Raw genomic sequence first — 21,414 nt, forward strand, 5'->3', positions numbered from 1 at the left:
GCGGGTTTCAGATGACCTTCGAGTAGCGGGTGCGCTGTCGATCAGCGCGCAGATAACGGTCGAAAACCATCGAAATCGCGCGTACCAGCATCCGTCCCTTCGGCAGAACGGTAATCCAGCGGTCATCGATACGCACCAGTCCGGCATCGACCATCTCGCGCAGGTCGTCGAGCTCGGTGGCGAAGTGTTTCCGGAATTCGATCAGGTGCGCGATCTCGATCGACTCGATCGACAGCTCGAAGTGGCACATCAGCGACTGGATGATGGAGCGTCGCAGCAGGTCGTCGGCATTCAATTCGATACCGCGGTAGACGGGCAGGGTGCCGCTGTCGAGCAGGTCATAGTACTCGTCGAGCGTCTTCACGTTCTGACTGTAGGTCGGTCCGACCTTGCCGATCGACGAGATGCCGAAGGCCAGCAGGTCACAGTCCGAATGCGTCGAGTAGCCCTGGAAGTTGCGATGCAGGCGGCCCTGCCGCTGGGCCGTCGCCAACTCATCGTCGGGCTTGGCGAAATGATCCATGCCGATATAGACGTAGCCGGCTTCGGTCATTTTTCGGATGGCCAGCGAGAGAATCTGCAGGCGAGCGTCGGCGCTAGGCATGTCCGCGTCGAGGATGCGCCGCTGCGGCTTGAACAGACTTGGCAGGTGCGCATAGTTGTAGATCGAAACGCGATCGGGGCTGGCGGCAATTACCCGGTCCAGCGTACGGCTGAAGCCGATCACTGTCTGTTTCGGCAGGCCGTAGATCAGGTCGACGCTGATCGACTTGAAGCCGCTGCTACGCGCCGCGTCCATGACTGCCAGGGTTTCTTCCTCGCTCTGGACGCGATTCACGGCCTGCTGGACTGCCGGGTCGAAATCCTGGACACCGACACTCATGCGGTTGAAACCCAGTTCGGCAAGCAGTTCGACGGTTGCGCCATCGACCTTGCGCGGGTCTACTTCAATCGAGTACTCGCCGTCTTCAATCAGCTTGAAGTGATGGCGTGTCGCTGCCATCAGTTGGCGCATTTCATCGTGCGAGAGGAAGGTCGGCGTACCGCCACCCCAGTGCAGTTGCGCCACTTCCTGATCGCCACCTTCAAGATAGCTGCTCTGCAGTGCCAGTTCGCGCGCCAGATACTTCAGATATTTGGCTGAACGGCCATGGTCCTTGGTGATGATCTTGTTGCACGCGCAGTAATAGCAGATGGTGTTGCAGAACGGAATGTGGAAGTACAATGATAATTGCCGGCTGACGGCGCCAATGTTGCGCTTGCCGAGCCACAGTTGGTACGCATCCGGGCCAAAGGCCTCGACAAAGCGATCCGCGGTTGGGTATGACGTATAGCGCGGGCCATTGATGTCGAAGCGGCGAATGATCTGCGGATCAAAAACGAGGTTCTCGGCGACAGAGTTCATGTTTCCACTACATTGTTGATTAGGTGCATTATCGGTTTGCCCTGAAGTGATCGGGTTGACGTGGATCAAACGCCGGGTTTAGTGAAAAGGACGCAGATGTCGACGAACGATGCGACCGCGAGACTTGCCTTTGAGGTCGTAAAGACGGCCTGTTCGAACTGCAATCTGCGCGAGCTCTGTCTCCCTATCGGTCTCGACGCCACCGAACTGAGAAAGCTCGACGAACTGGTGTCGACGCGCAGACGCCTCAAGCGGGGCGACCATCTGTACCGTGCCGGGCAGAGCTTCGAGTCTATCTACGCGATCCGCAGCGGTTTCTTCAAGACCGATGTGCTGATCGAAGACGGTCGTGATCAGGTCACCGGCTTCCAAATGACCGGCGAGTTGCTCGGCCTTGATGGGATCAGCAGCGAAGTCCATACCTGCAACGCCATCGCTCTCGAGGATAGCGAGGTCTGTGCCATTCCGTTCCTGCATCTCGAAAGCCTGTCGCGGCAAATTCATACCCTGCAGCACCACTTTCACCAGGTGATGAGCCGCGAGATCGTCCGTGATCACGGCGTAATGATGTTGCTCGGCACGATGCGCGCCGAGGAACGCTTGGCGGCCTTCCTGCTCAACCTTTCGCAGCGGTTCAAGGCGCGTGGCTACTCGCCGGCCGAATTCAACCTGCGCATGTCGCGTGACGAAATCGGCAGCTATCTGGGCCTCAAACTGGAAACCGTCAGCCGTGCCTTTTCGCGCTTTCAGGACGAAGGGCTGCTCTCCGTTCACCAGAGAAAAATCCGCATTCTCAACACCGCCGGCCTGAAGAAACTGATGTCCCACCAGCGCGTTTGATGCGGTGCGAATAATGGCCCGCGTTGGCTTCCGTTTCAAGCGATTCCAGCCAAGGGGCCGAGTGCGCTGCGGCTGACAGCCACCGCAACAATGTAGGCAAAAGCCAGCAGCGCAGCGACGAAGAAGAGCGCACGCTGGCCCTGGCTGCGGCCGCGCTTCAGGGCCATCGTCCCACAGCCAATGTAGATCAGCAGGCCGACCAGTTTCGCTGTCAGCCAGGGGGCAGCGAAGGGATACTGGGCGCTGATCACGGCCATGGCGATGGCGCTGGTCAGCAGGACGGTATCGACGATGTGCGGCAGGACTCGGACCAGTGGTTGCTGCAGCCGCGGCGACCTCTCGAGCATCCAGATCCCACGCACGAAGAAGCCGATTCCGCTGAGCACGACGCAGCCTACATGCAGGTATTTCAACGTCAGATAAGTCATTGCTGGGCCTGCGCGACGGCAGCAGGCGTACGCGTCAGGGCTTCGATTTCCAGCCGATGTCGACGGTAGAAGGCGACGGCGGCGAGCAGGTTGCTGAGCAACCAGCCATTAGCCAGCAACAGCGTCAGTCCCGCCGGATAGGTGAACCACTGGGGCCAGAGTACGGCAGCCAGCAGCAGCACAAGGGCGGCAAAGTGCGCATGCATCTGCCGGTGGACCTGAGGCCCGGCGATGACCTTGTTCATGTTCGGAGGAATTCGCCCGGCCGCGTCCGAGATTCTGCAGGTGCGACCAGACCAGAAAGGGAACGATCTTGTAGAGCATGCCGATCATTACCGACATGAAGCCGCCGAATAGTGCCAGGACGCCGCACAGGAGAGGCCACTCGGGGCGCTCGGCCAGCGTCGGCCAGCTGCTGGCTGCAAGCCACAGCGAGCAGGCGGCCAGGGTGCTCAGCATTGCCACGCGCCAATACCTGTTGCGTGGCGTCGAAACGGGCACGCTTGCTGCGGCTCTGCAGGTGCAGCGTCAGCGCCGCGAAAACTGGCCACTGCGAGGACCGTGATGGCCGCGAGCAGGAGCGACTGGCCATCGCCGGTCCGTCGTATCGGCGACACTCCAAACGACCAGCAGAGCGAGCAGCGACCACGAAAAGCGGCGCGCGAACCACTCAGGGTAGCCTGGTGTCATCTGGAACATCGGTACCACCACGAAGGCGACGGCAGCCAGCAGGATAACGCTCCAGCCAACCAAGCCCCAGCCGAGATGAATCGTCGTCAGCTGCATCACTGGCAAGGCCAGCGATCCATTGAGTGCCAGCGCCAGCAGGACGCCGAGACAAACCGTTACGGTCAAGCCGAGCAAGGACAACTGCAGGCCGCGAATGGTCGGGTTGGTCGCAGGCACACCCCACAAGGCGTGGCCAGCGGCGGCGATGAACAGCGCAACACCGCCGCCAATAAAAAGCGCGGCCAGCCAGAATGCCAGCGGCTGGTAGCTCAGAAAGCCTGTCGCCAGAAGCAGCGCGCCCGGAGCGATCGCTGCGTGCACCAGGGTGGCGACCAGCCGCGGGTGCGAAATGTTCGCTCCGGCGACCACCGGAAGAATCTGGATCATCGCGCCGAGCATCACCTGCAGCATGAAGCCAACGGTGATCAGGTGCGTCAGCGCCAGGGCTGCGCCTGTCCAGCGCGAGGCGAACAGCTCGGGACCGCTCCACAGCACGAGCAGGGCGGCGAGGATGGCAAACAGGGGAGCCGTCAGAAAAAAGCGCAGCGGGGCGGCAAGCGGGGGTGCCTGCTCGAACGACAGCAGCGCCTGCATTACGACTCTTGATGCTGGATCAGGACTTGCACCGTACCGTCAGCCTGGCGCTCGCTCTTCCAGGTGAAACCGTTGAGTTCGAGGAGCCCTGTACAGCGGGTAAGGCTCACGGGGCAGGAGTACCAGGAGTTTCTTCCGATGCGGCGAGCGTGTCGAGTGCTTCCATGGTGCGTACCATCGGTTCCGGTGGTTCCAGGTCGCGGACGTCGAGAACGATTGGGGTTTTCGTCCGTGTCATGCTGGCGTCTTCGCGTTGGCAGAGAGCTGCTTCTGCAGCTTCGGCAGCAGGGCCTCGAGCTGGTCGGCCAATTGCTGGTCACACATCGGATAGAGGATGTTTTCTTCCTTGACGTTGTGTTGCTGAATCATGATCAGCAGCGTCTCGGCGTTGCCGCTGTAGTCGTCGACCGCGCGCTCAGCCAGCGCTGCTTCCGCGGCGGCGAGCAGCTGGCGCATCTGCACGTGCTCGCTGCGCATGACCTGCGTTGGCCCCTGGTGCATGCCGGTACGCTTCTCGAAGAGCGGGAAGAGAATCGCTTCCTCGGCCTCGAAATGATTCAGCATGGCCTTTTGGAAGCGGGCGAATTCGCCTTCCGCCAGTGCCCATTTGTCGTTTGCCACGGCGTTGTCGACCGTTGCCAGAAGGTCGTCGCAGGAGCGATGATCCCTGGTCATCAATTCGCTGATTTCGCGCATGAGGTGCCTCGTAAGGTTAGTCGTGCCATTGTCGGCGGCAGACGTAGCGCCAGCGTTGATCGACATCAAACAATAATTTTGAACATGTCGTGTGTTGAGACACGACCTGATTTGCTTCGACGGCCAGGCAACGACAGGCATCCGCCCAAAGCAGCACATTTACCGGCCGGCACTTAGGCGGTCACCTGGCCAAAAAGTTCTCGCTGTTCCTGACTTTTTGCAAACCGTCCCAGTGGAAGATTGCTTTCCAGTCACGGGACCGGCCGTGTCCAGGTCTCGACGGGGACTGAGAGTCGATCCATAGTTTGACTTCCGTCAGGATTGGTGTGACCTTTACCGCCTATAGTCGATTGTCAATCGACGTCACTGTGGAGGAAGCGCCATGTTCAAACACATCCTTGTTCCTGCTGATGGTTCCGATCTTTCAAAGGAAACGGCCCGGCGCGCGGTTTCGTTCGCCAAGGAGGCCGGAGCGCGCATTACGGCTTTTTTTGCCAAACCGGAGTATCCGGTCAGTTACTACGGTGAAGGAGCTTTGATCGATCCGACGACCCCGGAGAAATTTGCCGAACTTGCCGAGCAGCAAGCCGAACAGGTTCTCGACTTCGTCGCTGGCCTGTGCAAGGACGCTGCTGTCCCGGTCGAAAAGCTCTCGCTGACCAGTGACATCCCCTACCAGGCGATCATCGACGCAGCCACGCAGTCGGGCTGCGACCTGATCTTCATGGCGTCGCACGGCCGCCGCGGAATCAGCGCTCTGTTGCTTGGCAGTGAGACGCACAAGGTGCTCACGCACTCGACCATTCCCGTCCTCGTCTATCGCTGATCAGCGCGCTTACCGAGAAGGCGCGCAAGCGCGCGCCGCCGCTTCACTGGCCCGCCGCGACGAGGGCCGTCGGAGTGTGGCAAAATGCCTTGGGCGCTGGCGCGTTCGCTGGCCAAATGTGGCTAGCGACGGAAGGAGTTGAACGAGCATGCGGTGCTTCAGGAAAGTGCTTGGCTGGCGCCGCGGGGGGCCGATTTTCGCCTGCTGCCTCGCCGTTGGCTGGAGCGCAGTCGAGGCGGTTGATGTCGGGCTGGCCGGCGTATTTCCGGGCAAGGCGCTACTGACCATCGACGGTGGCGCACCGCGAACCGTGGTCGTCGGCGCAGAGACCAGCGAAGGTGTTCGCGTACTGGCTGTCGACCGTGAGTCGGCGACCATCGAGAGCGACGGAAAGAAGCGCACCCTGCGCGTTGGGCAGAACGTCGTGTCCAGCTCTTCGCAGCAGGGCGGTGGCCGCGTGGTATTGACTGCCGACGGCAATGGCCATTTCCTGACTACCGGAAACATCAACGGATCGACGGTGCGTTTTCTGGTCGATACCGGTGCCACAATGATCTCGCTCGGTGCCAGCGATGCGCGGCGGATCGGCATTGACGCCAGCAAAGGCCAGCCGGCGGTGGTGAACACCGCCAACGGGCAGGCCCGCGTCTCTCGTGTCCAGCTGGATAGCGTCCGTGTCGGCGAGATTGTCCTGCACGGTATTGATGCACTGGTACACCAACAGGACATGCCGGTTGTGTTGCTCGGCATGACTTTCTTGAACCGTATGGAAATGCAGCGTGACGGTCAGACGATGACCCTCAGAAAGCGCTACTAGGAGGAGTCGATGATGCGAGTGCGCAGCGAAGAAGCAAGCATGTTGAGCCGTGAGCTCGATATCCTGATGAGCGAGCGGCAGACGCTGCTGGAAGTCGTTGGTGCCGCCGCCGCGCTGATCGCATCGCTCGACAGCCGCACGCTGCCGCCGACTGCGGTCAGATCGGCGGATCTCGTGGCGACGACGATCAATGCCTTGTCGGACGAGACCTTGCGCGACGCACTTGCCGCCGTGCGCGCAGAGATCGAGGACGACGACGGCGAGCGGGAAGGCGAGCGTGTTGTCAGCCACTGAGGCCTTGGCCGGCTCAGCGACCGAGTTCAGCGGTAGCGCCCTCGACCTCGATCATTTGCGCCAGGTCTTGGCTGCGGAGCCGGCGCGCACTCCCTGTGTTCTCGAAGACGGCGTCGGCGACGAGGAACTGCTGCCGGCTGCCGTACTCTTTCCGATTGTTCGCCGTAATGGCCAGCCGACCGTATTGCTTACCCAGCGCACGACGCACTTGCGGGATCATCCGGGGCAGGTAAGCTTTCCGGGAGGCCGTTGCGAAGCGAGCGACGCATCGCCGGCGGCTACGGCGCTGCGCGAGACCAGTGAAGAAATCGGCCTGGCGCCGGAGCACGTGGAAATCGTTGGCTATCTGCCCGAATATCGTACCTCGACCGGCTTCAGGGTCACCCCGGTGGTGGCCATGGTGACGCCACCTTTCGATTTGCAGCTCGACGCCTTCGAGGTGGCGGAAGCATTCGAGGTGCCCTTGTCATTCCTGATGAATCCCGCCAATCACCAACAGCATTCGCTTCACTACCGGGGAAAGCTGCGTCACTACTACGCCATGCCCTACGGCGACTACTTTATCTGGGGTGCCACGGCAGGGATCATCATGTCGCTCTACCGGGCGCTCGAGATAGCCTCCCGCTAATCGAGAACCAGCTCGACTTTCTCGAGAAACTGCTCCACCTTCTTCCGGTCAGGGACCGTGCTGAGCGCCACGTGGAGTTGACCAAAGTGCCGCCGCAGTTCGTCCACGGTTTCCGCCTTCTCGATTACGCTCACCAGAGCGAGCGCTTCGGAACCGAGTAACTCGTACAGTGTGCGAATGACGTAGCTCTTGGCGAGGCTGATGTCCTCGTCGGGCAGTAGCGCCGGAGTTGTGGCTGCTGTGGACGCCGACAACTGCTGCACGAAGCCGCCGTTGAGCAACTGTGCGAGCTGCCGCTTGCCCTCCGCCGATGATGTGCATAGCGCGAGCAACTGCTCTCCCGTGCGGTGCCCGTCGATCATGATCAGCATGGCACGCACTCGCGACGGCAAGCGATGAGCGCGGGTGGAGACCTCATCCTGTCCCTTCTCGGTCTTGCTGAATACAGACGATAGTTCCATCCTGAAAAGCCTTGTTGAAGCCCTGGTGCGATATTGCGAGAAGAGGCGCGCTTCTGCAAGTCCCCCAAAAATTAGGGTAAGGTCCTCATTTGACGACGGCGTCGCCGCGAAGTGAGCAGATGCGGCAGCCAGTCTCTCGCCGCCTTGTCGATCACCCCTCGTGCGCCTTAGCGAGTGGGTCGCAAGCCGCCAGGACGCCGAAGCGGACTTTTCGCATTGCTGATCGCGGTTGCTGGCCTGCTGCTCAGCGGTGTCATCGCGGCTGCCCTTGGTCACCGCAACGCGTTGCCCGCCTGGAGCTCAAATGTTCCCGTGCGCGATGCAACGACGGGATGTGTCCGGTTCGCAAACCATTATACGGACATTCGACAGGCGTTTGGCATGAGTGAGCCGAGCCCGGCGTGCAAACCGCCTGCCGGATGGAGCGAGACGGCCGTTGCTCGCGCAGTGGACGCGGCGAGCGCCCGGCTTGCCGTCGACGAGGCGTTGCACGCCGCGCGTCGCCACTTTCATGAAATGCTTTTCTGGTTTTTCGTGCTACCTGGTCTTCGCCGCTTCCCCGGGGAAAGCGCAGCGATGGAGAAATCGGCGACTTCAGAAGCTGTGCACGGCGAAGCTTTGCTATTATTGACTGGCTCTCCTTGTCGGCCACTGCTGCCGCGTTCGCCATTTGCGGGCACTTCGACCTTGCGCTGCACGGTTGGCGAATGCTGATCGGGCAGAAATCCGGTGACCGGTGCGGGTTCTTGCCGGCCGGCGGCTCGGGAGCGTGAAGGGCGCCTTGGCCTGCCGTTCTGCGCATCCGGCGATGCGACCGGCCAGGCCGACACCGGTATCGGTGACGAAGCTGACGTTGATTTCATGGAGAGTGTCGTCGGTTTGATCTGGCGGGCACTGCTACTGTGGTTGTTGTTGTTTGGGCTTGCCAATCTGGTAGGCGGTTGATCGATTTTTTACAGGAGTTTCTTCATGAGCAGAGAAGTCGTTGTTCTAAGCGCAGCCCGTTCGGCCATTGGCACTTTTGGCGGTTCCCTGGCCAACATGGAGCCACATGAACTGGCCGGCGCGGTTATGAAAGAGTCGATCGCCCGCTCGGGTGTTGATCCACAGCAGATCAACTACGTCGCGGTCGGAAACGTCATTCCGACCGATTCACGCTTCGCCTACGTCGCTCGTGTGGCGGCGATTCAGGCCGGACTGCCCATGGATTCGGTAGCCATGGCCGTCAACCGTCTGTGCGCCTCGGGCCTGCAGGGCATCGTGAGTAGCGCGCAGAACATCCTGCTCGGTGACTCCGATTATGGCGTGGGCGGTGGTGTCGAGGTCATGTCGCGCGGTTCCTATATGCTGCCGGCTATGCGCTCGGGCGCACGTATGGGCGACGCCAAAGCCATCGACATGATGGTGGCGACGCTCAACGATCCCTTCGGTGTCGGTCACATGGGCGTGACTGCCGAGAATCTCGCCAAGAAATGGGATATCAGCCGCGAAGAGCAGGATGCGCTTGCCGTCGAGTCGCATCGCCGTGCCGCGGCTGCCGTCGCCGAGGGCCGCTTCAAGTCGCAGATCGTTCCGATCGTGATGAAGACCCGCAAGGGAGACGTGATCTTCGATACCGATGAGCACATCAAGGCGACGACGACGATGGAGACGCTGGGCAAGATGAAGCCCGCTTTCATCAAGGACGGAACGGTGACTGCCGGCAACGCATCGGGTATCAACGACGGCGCCGCGTTCATGGTGCTGGCTGCTGCCGATGTCGCCGCTGCCGCCGGCCAGAAGCCGATCGCGCGTCTGGTTGCCTACGCCGTCGCCGGCGTGCCGAACGAGATCATGGGTGAAGGCCCGATCCCGGCGAGCAAGCTGGTCCTCAAGAAGGCTGGTCTGACGCTCGACCAGATGGATGTCGTCGAGTCCAACGAAGCCTTTGCGGCGCAGGCCATTGCGGTCAACAAGGGGCTTGGGCTCGACCCGGTCAAGACCAACCCGAATGGCGGCGCCATCGCTCTCGGTCACCCGGTCGGCTGCTCGGGGGCGTTCATCGCCACCAAGGCGATCTACGAATTGCAGCGCATCGGCGGCAAGTACGCGCTGGTCACCATGTGTATCGGTGGCGGCCAGGGTATCGCGGTGGTCTTCGAACGCCTCTGATTGCCGTTGCTGTCAAGCGGCGCACGCAAGTAAGAAAGCCCGACCGTGAAGCGGTCGGGCTTTTTTTTCGCGGTGGTGCAGTGGTGGCGCGGCGCACAACTCATCCGGCTTGGCCTGGAAGCCGCAGTCCGAGGGCAGCGTTCTTAGCTGTCGTGCCGTGTTCGACGACACCGAGCAGAGGAGCCGTCAGTCGCTCCTGCAGGGCCGCGATGTTTTCGCTGCAGCGCAACATGGCCGGGTCGATGCGGTTTGCGACCCAGCCGGCCAGCGGCAGGCCGCGTGCCAGGATGGCTTGTTGGGTCAGCAGCGCGTGGTTGATGCAGCCCAGGCGCATGCCGACGACCATAATCACCGGCAGCTTGAGCGCGGCGGCCAGGTCGGCGGTGTCGTGGGTGCGATCGAGCGGGACGCAGAAGCCGCCGACACCCTCGACCAGAACCGCGTCGGCGAGCGTCTGCAGCTGGGCGAAAGCGGCGACGATCTGCGTCAGCTCGATGTGGCGACCTTCCTCCGCGGCAGCGATGTGCGGCGCGATGGCCGCCTTGAATCCGTAAGGATTGACCAATTCCCGTGGCGGTTGCAGCGATGACGCGGCGAGCAGGCGCTCGACGTCGTCGTTGCGTCCGCTGTCGTCGAAGCCGGCGGCGATCGGCTTCATCGCCACCGCGCTCAGCCCGGCACGGCGCAGCGTATGCAACAGTGCGCAGGCAACGAAGGTCTTGCCGATTTCGGTATCGGTCCCGGTGACGAACCAGGCGGGCTTGTGTGGCGGGTGATCAGATTGCATGTACTCTCTCATTTTCTGGCGTAGGCAAGAATGACGTCGTAACGCGCCGGCAGGCCGGCCGGCGTGCGGTGTTGCTCGTAGGCGTCCTGCACCCGCTGCCAGGCGCTACGGCCGAGCAGGCCGCTGCGTGCGCCTTCACCGACCGAGCTGGCCCCGATCGCCTTGATCGCCCGCAGCAGTGTCTTCAGGTTTGGGTAGTGCATGTTGATCGTCTGGCGTTGCAGCCGGACTTCGGAAAAGCCGGCCAGGGTCAGCGCTGAGCGGATTGCCGCTGGCTCGCTGAAGGGGAGCGTGTGTCGGTAGCGGTCGATGCCGACGAAAGCCTCGCTGAGTTCGGAAAAGGTCTCCGGTCCGAGCGTGCTCAGCGCGAGTTGTCCGCCTGGGCGCAGAACACGCCGTGCTTCGGCAAACACCTTGCCGCTGTCGCACCATTGCACGGTCAGGTTGGACCACCAGGTCGAGAAGCTCTCGTCGCTGCAGGGCAGCGCTTCGATGTCTGCGGCAAGACAGGTATCGGCGTCGTTTCGGGCGATGGCGAGCATCGTCGTCGCGAAGTCTACGGCGGTGATGTGCGCGCCGGGCCAGCGCGTGCGCAGCAGGCGGCAACCATAGCCCGTTCCGCAGCCGGCATCGAGGATCGCGCCTGGTTCGGGAAGCGGCGCGAAATCGGTCAGCAGCCGCTCACAGACCTGACGCTGCAGGACTGCCGCGTCGTCGTACGAGCCTGCGGCACGTTCGAAGGACTCGCGAACGCGTGGCTTAGGCGGTAACAGGGGCATGACAGAAGTCGTCCAGCAGTCGCGCAAAGCGCTCCGGGTTGGCCAGGAAGGGGACGTGTCCGACGCCGTCAAAAATGTCCAGCTGCGCGTTGGCCAGTTGTCGAGAAGCGCCAACTGCAGCGGCCAGCGGGTTCAGCGAATCGTTTTCGCCGTGGATCAGCAGGCAGCGCGTGGCAAGGGTCGGCAGCAGCGGCCGTAGATCGACCTCGCGCAGCCACTCCAGGCCGCAGCGCAGCGCTTCACTGTCGGGAACGGGTGCCTTGCGCAGACCGGCGAGGAGCGTACGGGTGATTTCCCGCGCCCTGGCGTCACCCTGGCTGAGGAGGGCGGCGAAACGCTGCAGGGTCTGCTCCGGTTGAGCCTGTACGCTGGCCGAAAAGCTGCCGAGCAGCGCCGGCGTCTGTGCTGCCTGCCAGTCCGCGCGCTGCATGAAACACGGCGTGCTGCCGACCAGTGCCAGCCCGGACACCCGTTCTGGTGCGAGCAGCGCAGCGCGCATCGCCAGCAGTCCGCCAAGCGACCAGCCACACAGGGTGATCCGCTCCGGCAGCGCGTCGAGCAGCGTCTGCGCCGTCGCCGAGAAGTCAGGGAAGGTCTCGCGCGCGTCGCCATCGGCGGGGCTCCGGGCGTAGCCGGGCAGGTCGATCACGTGTACCCGGCAGTTTCGTGACAGGCGGTCGAGCACGGCCTGCCAAACCCAGCTGCCCAGCCCCCAGCCGTGGATCAGGGCCAGATCCGGGCCGCTGCCCATGATCGAGGTCATGCCAGTTCCCGCAGTGCGTCGACCAGTAGCGCGACCTGTTCGTCACTGTGGCTTGCCGTCAGCGATACGCGCAGGCGTGCAGTCCCCGCGGCCACCGTCGGCGGCCGGATAGCCGGTACCCACAGGCCGCGTTCGTAGAGCGCGCCGGCGACGCGCAGCGTCTCGTGATTGTCGCCGATGAGCACAGGCTGGATTGCCGTCGGCGAAGGCAACAGGCGCCAGCGTGTGCCGGCCAGTCCGTCGCGCAATTGTGCGATCAGTTGCCACAGGCGACTGCGCCGGGCGTCGCCGCTGGCGATCAGCTCCAGGCTGGCGAGCAGCGCGCAAGCGATGGCCGGGCTGGCGGCGGTGGTGAAGATGTAGGTGCGGGCGCGCTGTTCCAGCCAGTCGATGACCGTCGTGTCACCGGCGACGAAAGCCCCGGCAGCGCCGGCCGCCTTGCCGAAGGTACCCATGTAGAGCAGGCGCCGGGCGGCTGGCAGTTGAAAATGCGCGATGCTGCCACGGCCCTGTGCACCGAGGACGCCGAATCCATGGGCGTCGTCGATCACCAGCCAGGCATCGAAGCGTTCTGCCAGTTCAAGCAATCCCGGCAAGGGTGCCAGGTCGCCGTCCATGCTGAATACCGCGTCGCTGAGGATCAGCTTGCGCCGTGCCGGGCTGGCGGCGAGCAGGCGCTCGAGAGCGGCCAGGTCGCCGTGCGCGTAGCGCTGGCTGTCGGCGCGCGAGAGCTGCACGGCGTCGATCAGCGAAGCGTGGTTGAGGCGGTCGGCGAAAACCGCGTCCTTGCGCCCGACCAGCGCCGGAACGATCCCCAGGTTGGCCATGTAGCCGGTCGAGAAGAGCAGGGCACGGGCAAAACCCGTGAAATCGGCGAGCTCCTGCTCGAGTGCGGCGTGCGGCGTCAGGTGCCCGCTGACCAGATGCGAGGCGCCGCTGCCGACGCCCCAGGTTCTGGCACCGGCGCTGGCCGCCTCGATCAACGCCGGGTCGTTGGCCAGTCCCAGGTAATCGTTGCTGCAGAAGCTAATCAGCGGGCGCCCATCGACACGCGCCTGCGGACCGCAGGGAAAGTCCAGGGTGCGGCGCTCGCGTTTGAGGCCGGCCGCCCGCAGGGCATCGACCTCGCTTTGCAGTTCTTCCCAGATCATCAGCGCAGCGCGGCGTCCAGTGCGGCGATGGCGCGCGCGACGAGGAACTCGCATTCCTCGTGGCTGATCACGTACGGCGGCATGAAATAGACGGTATTGCCGATCGGGCGCAGGAGGATTTCCCTGGTCAGCGCCTGCCGGTAGAAGTGTTCGGAAAACTGTGCGTCGTCGCTGAGCACGTCGAAAGCGGCGATCATGCCGCGCTGGCGGAGATGACGGACACGCGGGTGATCGGCCAGGGGCTCGAGGCAGCGGGCGAGGTGCGCGCTGAGGACGCGGTTGCTTTCGATGACCCGATCTTCGGCAAAGATGTCGAGCGTCGCCAGGGCCGCCCGGCAGGCCAGTGCGTTGCCGGTATAGGAGTGCGAATGCAGAAAGCCGCGGCTGACGCTGTCGTCGTAAAACGCCGCATAGACGCTGTCCGTGGTGAGCACCATCGACAGCGGCAGGTAGCCGCCGGAGATGCCCTTCGAGAGGCACAGGAAGTCCGGCCGGATGCCCGCCTGCTCATGGGCAAAGAAGGTGCCACTACGGCCGCAGCCGACGGCAATCTCGTCACAGATCAGGTGCACCTGGTAGCGGTCGCACAGGGCGCGGGCCAGGCGCAGGTATTCCGGGTCGTACATCGCCATGCCGCTGGCACACTGAATGAGCGGCTCGACGATCAGCGCGGCGATGCGCGTGTGGTGCTCGTCGAGATGCTTCTCGAGCGCTGCGGCGGCGCGCCGGGCGACGTCAACGGCGGTTTCTCCGTCTTCCGCCCGGCGTGCGTCGGGCGTCGGCACGGTGCTCGCCGGGCGAATCAGCGGCGCGTAGGCGTCCTTGAAGATGGCCACGTCGGTCACCGCCAGTGCGCCGACGGTCTCGCCGTGATAACTGCCACGCAGGCAAAGGAATTCGTGTTTGTTGGCGTGTCCGCGGTTACGCCATGAGTGAAACGACATCTTGAGCGCGATTTCAGTCGCCGAAGCGCCGTCGGAAGCGTAGAAACAATGGCCGAGCTCGCCGCCGGTCAGCGCCGAGAGGCGCTCCGAAAGCTCGATGACCGGCCGGTGCGTGCAGCCGGCAAGGATCACGTGTTCGAGTTGCTCGAGCTGCTCGCGCAGCGCGGCGTTGATGCGCGGATTGCAGTGACCGAACAGATTGACCCACCACGAGCTGATCCCATCGAGGTAGCGCCGACCATCGAAGTCGTGCAGCCAGACGCCCTTGCCGCTGGCGATGGGAATCATCGGCAGGGCGCCGCCAGCCGCGTGCTGCTTCATCTGGGTGCACGGGTGCCAGACGGCGGCGAGGCTGCGTTGCAGCAGGTCGCTATTGCTCATGTGCCTTGGCGGTGGTCAGCGATGGGCAGCGGCGCGGGGTGACGAGTCAGCGGCTGCACGTCAGTGCAGGGTCTGCGAGGGAGCGTCGTCCTGCTCGGGCATCTCGGCATGTACCGTCTCGCCTTCGATGTTGGGATAGAGAGGGGCGCCGCAGTCGTCGCAGAACTCATAGGGGAACTGCTGGTCGAGGAGGGTGACTTCCTTGAGGCCGGTCTTGCGCAGGACACCTTCGATTTCTCCGGCGACATCGGTCGTTTCGTCCTCGATGCCCAGGAGAGGCCAGACCACGCCGTGGTAGATGACGTCCTCATCGCGCGGCCCAAAGCCGATCCGGTATTCTTCCAGCCGCTTGTCGTGGAAGCCGCCAACGATGGCCCGCAGGTTGTCGGCGCTGTCGCCGAGCGTCGCCTGCAGGAAGGCCACCGACGCGTTCAGCGAGTAGGGGCGCGAAGCGCTGTCGGCGGCGCGACAGGCGGCATGGTAGGCGTCGGCAAGCAGCGGTTGATAGGCACAACCGGTAAGCAGCGGCTCGAAGCAGGGCGCACCCTGGCGCACCCACTCCTTGAGGGCAGCCTCGCGGGTGCTCTTGTCTTCTTCGTTCCAGCGGAAAAGCGGCATGCCTCGCGGCACGGCCAGCGCGCCGACCAGGTAGCGGGTGTCGGAGAGAAAACGGTTCGTTTCGGGCATGCTCGACGCGTCTACGCCGAGATCACAACCGGCAAGCGCGGCCGCACCGAGCTTCTGCAGGAGTTGCCAGGTGTCGACAAAACTGTGCGGTAGCTGGTCCGGGCTGTACAGGTAATCAGCGAGCGCGACGCGGGCGCCGGCGGCAAACACGTGCGCCCCGAGTTGGACTTTCAAGGTCTGCAGGAGGCTTTGCGGGATCGCTGTCGCGGGGATCGAGAAGCGCGACCACCCGAGTACCGGAACGGCAATCAGCAGGACATCGAAATCCTGGCCGCGATCGAGCATGGTGCACGATTCGGCCTGTGACTCGACGATGTCGGCAAGATCGTCATGGGCCATCGCGTGCGTGTCGAAGAGGCGGTCGAGCGAGGCGTTCAAGTCCTCCTCGGCTCCATCATGCAGCAGGCGGTCGACGAGCTCGGCCAGGCGTTTCTGCCAGAACAGATCTTCGATCTTGCTGCCGGACTCGGCAAGGCCGATGGCCAGGCGGCCCAGTTCGGTAGCGTCGGCAGAAATGCGCTTGCGGGAGGAGAAGCGGTTGCGTTTCATCGTCGGGAGCCTGCGGCAGAGTCAATCCGACATTGTAGCAAGCTGGCGAGCCCGGCGTCCGCGCGCGTGCATCCTGATGGCCATTCGTGCACCCCTGCGCCGGGCGGCGCGACGTGCCGGCCGACGGTCGCTGTGCAGAAAATCGGACGAAGCAAGGAAGGAGGTGTGGCGAGCGCCTCAGGCGACGCGCAGCTTGGCCAGCGAAGCGAATGCAGCCCCGTTACCGATATCCGGCGTAATGATCAGTTCGAGGACCTTGACCGCGGCGAGGTCGACGCGATGGTCTTCGCTCTGGCCAGTGGCGCCATCCGGGCTGAAGTTCCACTGCTGCCTGACGATTTCCCGGAACGACTGCCCGCCATCGGCCGACCAGCGCAGGACGTACTCCTGGGTGCGCTGCGCCGACGTTTCGACGAACGACAGGTGGATCCTGCGCAGCGCTTGTGGTTCGGCAAAGAGCAGGCGGATGGTCTGTTTGCCGGGAACTGCGGCACGCCAGCCGCTGCCCTCGCCAGGTGCCAGGGCAGACTCGATGGGATGGGCGGCGTCTTCCGAGCTGATTTCCACCTCGGCCAGATCTTCGAGATTGAGCCACTCGCCAGTCGGCGCCGCGCCGGCCGGTTGACTATCGGAGATTACTCGCTTGCGCATTCGCTCAATCCCTCATCAGTGATCCGCGCTCCGCGACGCGGAACCGGCAGGCCAGACCTGCTAGCCGGCTACGTTGGCCTCGGCTTGCGCGAGTCGTCCGGCAACCTCACGCTCGGCTTGAATCCAGTACTCGGTGGAAGAACCTTGAAATCCGTCATTTTCGGCGATGAAGTACGCTGCCGACTGAATCATGCAATAGCGTTCTTCAGCGCTTGGCGCGTGTGCGGCGGCGGGCGCAGTATTGACCTCGGCGACCGTTGTTGGCGCCGCTTTTCTCGCTGCAGCCTTTTTCACCGCGGCCGCGGCGGGCTTTTCTGTTGCCGGAGCTGCCGTGGTTGCTGCCTTGGGCGCTGCGGCAGCTTTGCTGGTCGCCGCCTTCCTGGGGGCGGGTTTCTTCGTGGTCGTGCCGTTCGTCGTCTCTTCAGCCATGATCTATCCCTTTTCTCTTTCGCTGTCAGTATGTGGTTGGTGCAGAGTGCGGGCACCCGGGCGGCTTCGCCGCCCCGCGCGTACCCCGGCAGGATAGAAAAATCGGGGCTTCCGGTCAAGGCCAATAACTATTCTCGGCGAGTGGTCGCCGCATGCGCGGCGAACCGGCATGGGCCGCGTATCAGCGTGCGCCGCGAACCGGTATGCGTCGCAAATCAGCGTGCGCCGCGAATCAGCGCGACCAGATCCTCGGTCGACGGCAGCGCGCTGGCTTCGCCTTCGTCCAGAATGCTCTCGGCAAGCGCGCGTTTCTCGTGGTGCAGCTCGACGATGCGCTCCTCGACGCTACCCTTGCTGACCAGGCGATAGACGGTCACCGGTCGCAGTTGCCCGATGCGATGCGCGCGACCCATGGCCTGGTCTTCGGTGGCCGGGTTCCACCATGGGTCGGTAATGACCACGTAATCGGCAGCGGTCAGGTTGAGCCCGAAGCCACCGGCTTTCAGGCTGATCAGGAAGAGATCGCCCTGGCCGGCCTGAAAAGCTGCGACGCGCCGCGTTCGCTCGGCGGCGGGGGTCGAGCCATCAAGGTACTGGCAAGCAATTCCGCACCCATCCAGGTATTCGCGTAATATCGCAAGAAAGTCGACGAACTGACTGAAAACAAGCGCTTTATGGCCATTTGAAACCAGTTCGGAGGCGAGTTCTGAAAAAGCCTGCACCTTGGCGCCGACGATGCCGAGTTCGGGGCTGCAAAGGCGTGGGTCGCAGGCGGCACGACGCAGACGCGTCAGCTGGGCGAGGATGTTGAAGCGTGCCTGCGCCTGCGGCGCACTGTCGAGACTGGCGTCGATCTCGTTGGCCGCTTCGCGGCGCAGCGCTTCGTAGTGGGCGGCTTCGGCAGCTTCCGGGGTCACCGTCAGAATCAGTTCGGTGCGCGCCGGCAGCTCCTGCAGGACTTCGGACTTGGTGCGGCGCAGGACGAAGGGACCCACCAGACGCTTGAGGACGTGCTGTGCCTCGCGGTCGCGGTTACGTTCGATGGGGCCGGCGAAGCGCTCGTCGAAGCGGCGGTGACTGCCGAGCAGGCCGGGATTGACGAAGCGCATGATCGACCACAGATCGGACAGGCGGTTTTCGACCGGGGTGCCGGTCAGCGCCAGGCGAAAGTCGGCGTCGAGCGCGAACACCGCCTGCGAGCGCTTGGCGGCGGCGTTCTTGATCGCCTGCGCCTCGTCGGCGATCAGCGTATGCCATTGACGCCCGGAAAAGCGTTCCTGGGCGAGTTGCAGCAGCGTGTAGGAGACGATCAGCAGGTCCTGTGGCCCGGCCTTGGCAAGCAGTTCCTCGCGTTCGCCTTCACCCGCCTCGCTGTAGACCCGGACGTTGATGCTGGGTGCGAAACGCAGTGTTTCTGCCAGCCAGTTGCCGCACACGGAGGTCGGCGCGATGACCAGCGCGGCGCCGCCAGCGGCGCGTTCGAGTAGCACAGCGAGCGCCTGGAGGGTCTTTCCGAGACCCATGTCGTCGGCCAGGCAGCCGCCGACACCGGCCGTTGCCAGACGGATTGCCCACTGGTAGCCGTCTTCCTGATACGGGCGCAGGCTGGCCTGCAGCAGGCTCGGGAGTTTCGGCGTCAGGGCCTGCGCCTGGCGCAGGCGGTCGATCGCCTGGCGAAAGTCCTTGCTGGCGTCGACCTCGCTGCCGTCGAGAATCTCGTCGAGCCAGGCGGCGGCGATCGTCGGCACCTTGCCACCTTCCTTGTCGGTTTCCAGGACTGCGGAAAGATCGTTCAGCTTCTGTTTCAGCGAGCGCGTCAGGGCGGCGTAGACGCCGTCTCCCATGGGCACGAAACGGCTCCTGGCGCGGCTCGCGCTGAGCAGTGTTTCCAGCTGTACGACCAGCCCTTCGTCGAGAGTCGCCTGCCCGGAGACGCGGAACCAATCGCGCTCACGGGCTATTTTCACGCCCAGCTGATGGCTGTCGAGGGTGAGCACGCGAACGCTCTTGCCTTTCGGCCAGTCCACCGCGGCGATTGCCGGCAGGGTCGGCAGTGCTTCGACCACCGCCAGCGCGTTTTCGGGGTCGGTGATCAGCCACTCGCTGCCGCCGTCGCCGCTGTCGAGAAAGGGCAAGGCGTCGAGTACCGTTTCCAGATGCTGGCGCTCGCTCTTCAGGTCACGTTCGGTACCGACCGTTTCGCTGCCGCGCACCGCCATCAGGCGCAGTCTGCCGGCGGCAGCTGGCAGGCGTGGACCGTCCGCACCGAGCGGTGCGACCAGCAGGCGCAGCGAGAGGTCGTCCCCGAGCGGCGAGAGTTCGGCGCGCAGGCGGGAGTAGCTGGGCACCTGCCGCGTCGCCTGTGCCGGGTCGGCATGAACGTGAAAATGCGTGGCCAGTGCCTGCAGGGTCTTGGCCACTTCTGCCTGCGCGTTCGGCGCGTCGGCGGGAACTGAAAAACGACCCGAAACGAGCTGCGCAGCCTGCTGCTGGGCCGGCGAAAAACGAACCAGCCGCAGGCGCTGTGGCCCATCCGCGACCAGCGTGACGAGCCGCAGGGCCTCCGCTTGACGACGCTCGTCGGCGTCTGGCACTGAGTATGGATTGGCCGCGACCGGCGCCCGCAGCGGCGGCTCGACGCGCATCACGTAGCGCCCGTCGACGCGCAGGAGCTCGAGTTCCGGAGCGGCTTCGCTCAAGTCGACGAACTGCTCTGCCGCGCCCGGCAGGACGATGCACGGGTGGCCGGGAAGGGCGGCGATGGCGGCTGCCAGATCGATGCGGTAGCGATTGCGGTAGCCGTGTTCGAGGCGAACGGCGCGAGCGACTTTCAGATCGGCGCCGGCCAGCTGCGGGTTGCCGGCGATTCTCGCCAGGCTCAGCGGCCGCGGCCGTCCCCAGCCGCGTTGGCCGCGCTTCTGTTCGAGCGGCGTGACGGCGAGCAGGTCACCCTGGCTGCCGATCTCGAGTTCCCACAGCAGGCGCGTCGTTTCGCCGTTGCCGCTGGCCGCTGCATTGCCGCCCAGGGATTGCAGCGCGAGGAGGATTTCCTGCCACTGCTCGCCGCCACTGGCGATGAAAAAACGCTCAGGCGGATCGCGTCCTTCGAGCACGGCCTGGCTGCCGTCGAGGATGTGGGTCAGCGTTCTTAGTCGGCAACTGTCAAGGTCCTGGCGCAGGAGGTCGATCGATGCCCGCCACTGCTCCGCTACCGTTTGCGGATTCCTTTCGGCGATCGTTTCGCGACCCAGCCAGGCGGCGAGCAGCACTGCCCACAGGGAGTCGAGCACCCAGCGCGCCTCGACGTCGCGCGTGGGCCGGAAAGCGGCTCGTTCGAGCGGCGCCTTGCCGAGGCGAACGTCGATCGCATGCACCCAGCGTCCCCAGCCGGCGTAAGGGCTGGGCGCCCGCTTGCCGGACTCCGCGACGCAGAACTTGCGCGCCAGTTCGAGGTGCCGGGGCGTCGCCTGCGCCAGAAGTGACAGCGGATAGAACCAGGCCACGCTGTCCGGCAGCAGGTGTTTGCCAGCACCGCCGAGCTCGCTCTTGCACTGCTTGAGCGCCGCTTCGAATGCCGCCTGCCCGGCACCCCACTGCCCGTCGATGACCAGCCTGGCGGCACGAATCGCGGCGCTCAATCCGTCGTCGAGTCCCTCCAGCGCGGCTTCCAGCAGGGCGCTTTCGCCGCGTTGCATGGCCAGGTCGCCGAGGACCAGGCGCAGATCGGTCGACAAGGCCTCGCGATCGTCGGCCAAGGCCTCTACCGCCCAGTCGGCGACCGGCAGGTAGGCCTGCGCAGAGAAGATGCAGACGCTGGCGATCGCCTGATAGGCCAGCCGCGAGCGCCAGATCGGCTCGATGCGCTGGAAACTCTCTCCGTCAAAGGGCCAGAGGATGGCTTCGCCGACGATCACGTTCCAGTCCAGCGACCGGCCCAGGACGCTTCGCAGGTGCGACAGCTCTTCGCTGGCAGCGCCCGAGAGGAATTTGGCGCGAACGTAGGCGATGGTCGTCGGGATGCTCCCCGTAGGCCAGTAGTACGCCGATCGGGTGGGGTCAAAGCGGTCGACGTCGGCGATCAGGCGGGGCAGCGAGTCGCCCTGGCTGCTTTCCAGCAACTGCCGGTAAAGCGCGGTGCGCAGCGCATCGACGAGGTGAAACGTGGCTGCCCGCGAGGGATCGTCGACCAGCAGGCCGTTTTCCCGCAGTTTCTGGGTCGCCGCCTTGACGTCGGCGGCAGTCAAGGCCTTTCCCGAGCTGTTTTGCAGGCCACTCAGCGAAAGCGCCCGGTGCAGGTCGGTGTTGCTGCGAAAAGTCCACAGCAGCGCGCTGGCCAGCGCGACCCTGTGCTGGTCTGGCGTCAGTCCGTGGCGGTCGAGCATTTCTAGAGCCGGGGCGTTCAGGGCAGTTCTGTTCATCGGGTG

At 64.1% G+C, this 21,414-nt stretch carries 24 protein-coding genes; 9 read left to right on the forward strand and 15 right to left on the reverse strand.

Annotated elements, in window-relative coordinates; translation table 11 throughout:
* Nucleotides 1–7: 7 nt before the first annotated feature.
* On the reverse strand, nt 8–1,405 hold the full coding sequence (gene hemN, locus QZ613_RS05685; RefSeq protein ID WP_043568776.1) for an oxygen-independent coproporphyrinogen III oxidase: 1,398 nt from the start codon (nt 1,403–1,405) through the stop codon (nt 8–10).
* A 96-nt stretch (nt 1,406–1,501) separates the two neighbouring features.
* On the opposite strand from hemN, the gene fnr reads away from it, so the two are divergent.
* Nucleotides 1,502–2,245 (forward strand): fumarate/nitrate reduction transcriptional regulator Fnr, encoded by a 744-nt coding sequence (gene fnr, locus QZ613_RS05690; protein WP_043568779.1) that lies wholly within the window; start codon nt 1,502–1,504, stop codon nt 2,243–2,245.
* A gap of 35 nt (nt 2,246–2,280) precedes the next feature.
* On the opposite strand, the gene QZ613_RS05695 is transcribed toward fnr, so the two are convergent.
* Entirely contained in the window at nt 2,281–2,673 is a 393-nt protein-coding gene (locus QZ613_RS05695) for a SirB2 family protein (RefSeq protein ID WP_043568782.1), read from the reverse strand.
* Nucleotides 2,670–2,918 (reverse strand): hypothetical protein, encoded by a 249-nt coding sequence (locus tag QZ613_RS05700; RefSeq protein ID WP_291981759.1) that lies wholly within the window; start codon nt 2,916–2,918, stop codon nt 2,670–2,672. Before QZ613_RS05700 ends, QZ613_RS05695 begins: the two co-directional genes overlap by 4 nt.
* A 77-nt stretch (nt 2,919–2,995) precedes the next feature.
* Here QZ613_RS05700 and QZ613_RS05705 point away from each other — a divergent pair, with 77 nt between their 5' ends.
* On the forward strand, nt 2,996–3,238 hold the full coding sequence (locus QZ613_RS05705; RefSeq protein WP_291981761.1) for a hypothetical protein: 243 nt from the start codon (nt 2,996–2,998) through the stop codon (nt 3,236–3,238).
* Here QZ613_RS05705 and QZ613_RS05710 read toward each other — a convergent pair.
* Both QZ613_RS05710 and QZ613_RS05715 read right to left on the reverse strand, forming a co-directional pair.
* Nucleotides 3,202–3,996, reverse strand: a complete 795-nt coding sequence (locus QZ613_RS05710) for a hypothetical protein (RefSeq protein ID WP_291981763.1) — start codon at nt 3,994–3,996, stop codon at nt 3,202–3,204. The genes QZ613_RS05705 and QZ613_RS05710 overlap by 37 nt on opposite strands.
* Before the next feature lie 234 nt (nt 3,997–4,230).
* Nucleotides 4,231–4,692 (reverse strand): hemerythrin domain-containing protein, encoded by a 462-nt coding sequence (locus tag QZ613_RS05715; protein WP_291863909.1) that lies wholly within the window; start codon nt 4,690–4,692, stop codon nt 4,231–4,233.
* 382 nt (nt 4,693–5,074) lie between these two features.
* Here QZ613_RS05715 and QZ613_RS05720 point away from each other — a divergent pair, with 382 nt between their 5' ends.
* The 4 genes from QZ613_RS05720 (at nt 5,075) to QZ613_RS05735 (ending at nt 7,257) form a co-directional block, all read left to right on the forward strand.
* Complete coding sequence (locus QZ613_RS05720; protein WP_043568795.1) at nt 5,075–5,518, forward strand: universal stress protein; 444 nt, start codon at nt 5,075–5,077, stop codon at nt 5,516–5,518.
* A gap of 148 nt (nt 5,519–5,666) precedes the next feature.
* Nucleotides 5,667–6,335 (forward strand): TIGR02281 family clan AA aspartic protease, encoded by a 669-nt coding sequence (locus QZ613_RS05725; RefSeq protein ID WP_291863906.1) that lies wholly within the window; start codon nt 5,667–5,669, stop codon nt 6,333–6,335.
* Nucleotides 6,336–6,344: 9 nt separating this feature from the next.
* Nucleotides 6,345–6,629: a hypothetical protein gene (locus QZ613_RS05730; RefSeq protein ID WP_291863904.1), complete on the forward strand. Its 285-nt coding sequence runs from the start codon at nt 6,345–6,347 to the stop codon at nt 6,627–6,629.
* Nucleotides 6,616–7,257: a CoA pyrophosphatase gene (locus QZ613_RS05735; protein WP_291902508.1), complete on the forward strand. Its 642-nt coding sequence runs from the start codon at nt 6,616–6,618 to the stop codon at nt 7,255–7,257. Before QZ613_RS05730 ends, QZ613_RS05735 begins: the two co-directional genes overlap by 14 nt.
* Here the strand turns inward: QZ613_RS05735 and QZ613_RS05740 are convergent.
* Nucleotides 7,254–7,718, reverse strand: coding sequence for a hypothetical protein (locus QZ613_RS05740; RefSeq protein WP_291863899.1), 465 nt, complete (start codon nt 7,716–7,718; stop codon nt 7,254–7,256). The genes QZ613_RS05735 and QZ613_RS05740 overlap by 4 nt on opposite strands.
* 216 nt (nt 7,719–7,934) lie before the next feature.
* Here QZ613_RS05740 and QZ613_RS05745 point away from each other — a divergent pair, with 216 nt between their 5' ends.
* Genes QZ613_RS05745 through QZ613_RS05755 form a run of 3 tightly spaced genes read left to right on the forward strand, consistent with a single transcriptional unit; the run spans nt 7,935 to nt 9,869 of the window.
* Entirely contained in the window at nt 7,935–8,432 is a 498-nt protein-coding gene (locus tag QZ613_RS05745; RefSeq protein ID WP_291902505.1) for a hypothetical protein, read from the forward strand.
* Nucleotides 8,433–8,447: 15 nt separating this feature from the next.
* Nucleotides 8,448–8,663, forward strand: a complete 216-nt coding sequence (locus QZ613_RS05750) for a hypothetical protein (RefSeq protein ID WP_291863896.1) — start codon at nt 8,448–8,450, stop codon at nt 8,661–8,663.
* A 24-nt stretch (nt 8,664–8,687) separates the two neighbouring features.
* Nucleotides 8,688–9,869, forward strand: coding sequence for an acetyl-CoA C-acyltransferase family protein (locus tag QZ613_RS05755; RefSeq protein ID WP_291863894.1), 1,182 nt, complete (start codon nt 8,688–8,690; stop codon nt 9,867–9,869).
* Nucleotides 9,870–9,969: 100 nt separating this feature from the next.
* On the opposite strand, the gene bioD is transcribed toward QZ613_RS05755, so the two are convergent.
* From bioD to QZ613_RS05800, 9 genes are all read right to left on the reverse strand, one after another.
* A complete protein-coding gene (gene bioD, locus QZ613_RS05760; protein ID WP_291863892.1) occupies nt 9,970–10,656 on the reverse strand; it encodes a dethiobiotin synthase in 687 nt (228 codons plus the stop codon).
* Nucleotides 10,657–10,664: 8 nt separating this feature from the next.
* On the reverse strand, nt 10,665–11,435 hold the full coding sequence (bioC, locus tag QZ613_RS05765) for a malonyl-ACP O-methyltransferase BioC (RefSeq protein WP_291863890.1): 771 nt from the start codon (nt 11,433–11,435) through the stop codon (nt 10,665–10,667).
* Nucleotides 11,416–12,198, reverse strand: coding sequence for an alpha/beta fold hydrolase (locus QZ613_RS05770; protein WP_291863888.1), 783 nt, complete (start codon nt 12,196–12,198; stop codon nt 11,416–11,418). The genes bioC and QZ613_RS05770 overlap by 20 nt, the downstream gene beginning before the upstream one ends.
* Nucleotides 12,195–13,349: an 8-amino-7-oxononanoate synthase gene (gene bioF, locus QZ613_RS05775; RefSeq protein ID WP_291863886.1), complete on the reverse strand. Its 1,155-nt coding sequence runs from the start codon at nt 13,347–13,349 to the stop codon at nt 12,195–12,197. The genes QZ613_RS05770 and bioF overlap by 4 nt, the downstream gene beginning before the upstream one ends.
* Nucleotides 13,349–14,674 (reverse strand): adenosylmethionine--8-amino-7-oxononanoate transaminase, encoded by a 1,326-nt coding sequence (locus QZ613_RS05780; protein WP_291863884.1) that lies wholly within the window; start codon nt 14,672–14,674, stop codon nt 13,349–13,351. Before QZ613_RS05780 ends, bioF begins: the two co-directional genes overlap by 1 nt.
* A 60-nt stretch (nt 14,675–14,734) precedes the next feature.
* On the reverse strand, nt 14,735–15,910 hold the full coding sequence (locus tag QZ613_RS05785; RefSeq protein ID WP_291863882.1) for a DUF2863 family protein: 1,176 nt from the start codon (nt 15,908–15,910) through the stop codon (nt 14,735–14,737).
* A gap of 177 nt (nt 15,911–16,087) precedes the next feature.
* Nucleotides 16,088–16,561, reverse strand: coding sequence for a carbohydrate-binding protein (locus QZ613_RS05790; RefSeq protein WP_291863880.1), 474 nt, complete (start codon nt 16,559–16,561; stop codon nt 16,088–16,090).
* 60 nt (nt 16,562–16,621) lie between these two features.
* On the reverse strand, nt 16,622–16,990 hold the full coding sequence (locus tag QZ613_RS05795) for a DUF2934 domain-containing protein (RefSeq protein ID WP_291863878.1): 369 nt from the start codon (nt 16,988–16,990) through the stop codon (nt 16,622–16,624).
* A 215-nt stretch (nt 16,991–17,205) separates the two neighbouring features.
* A complete protein-coding gene (locus tag QZ613_RS05800) occupies nt 17,206–21,408 on the reverse strand; it encodes a DEAD/DEAH box helicase (protein WP_291863876.1) in 4,203 nt (1,400 codons plus the stop codon).
* Between the last annotated feature and the right edge of the window lie 6 nt (nt 21,409–21,414).

Source organism: Candidatus Accumulibacter sp. ACC005, from assembly GCF_907163215.1.
Taxonomy (GTDB): domain Bacteria; phylum Pseudomonadota; class Gammaproteobacteria; order Burkholderiales; family Rhodocyclaceae; genus Accumulibacter; species Accumulibacter regalis.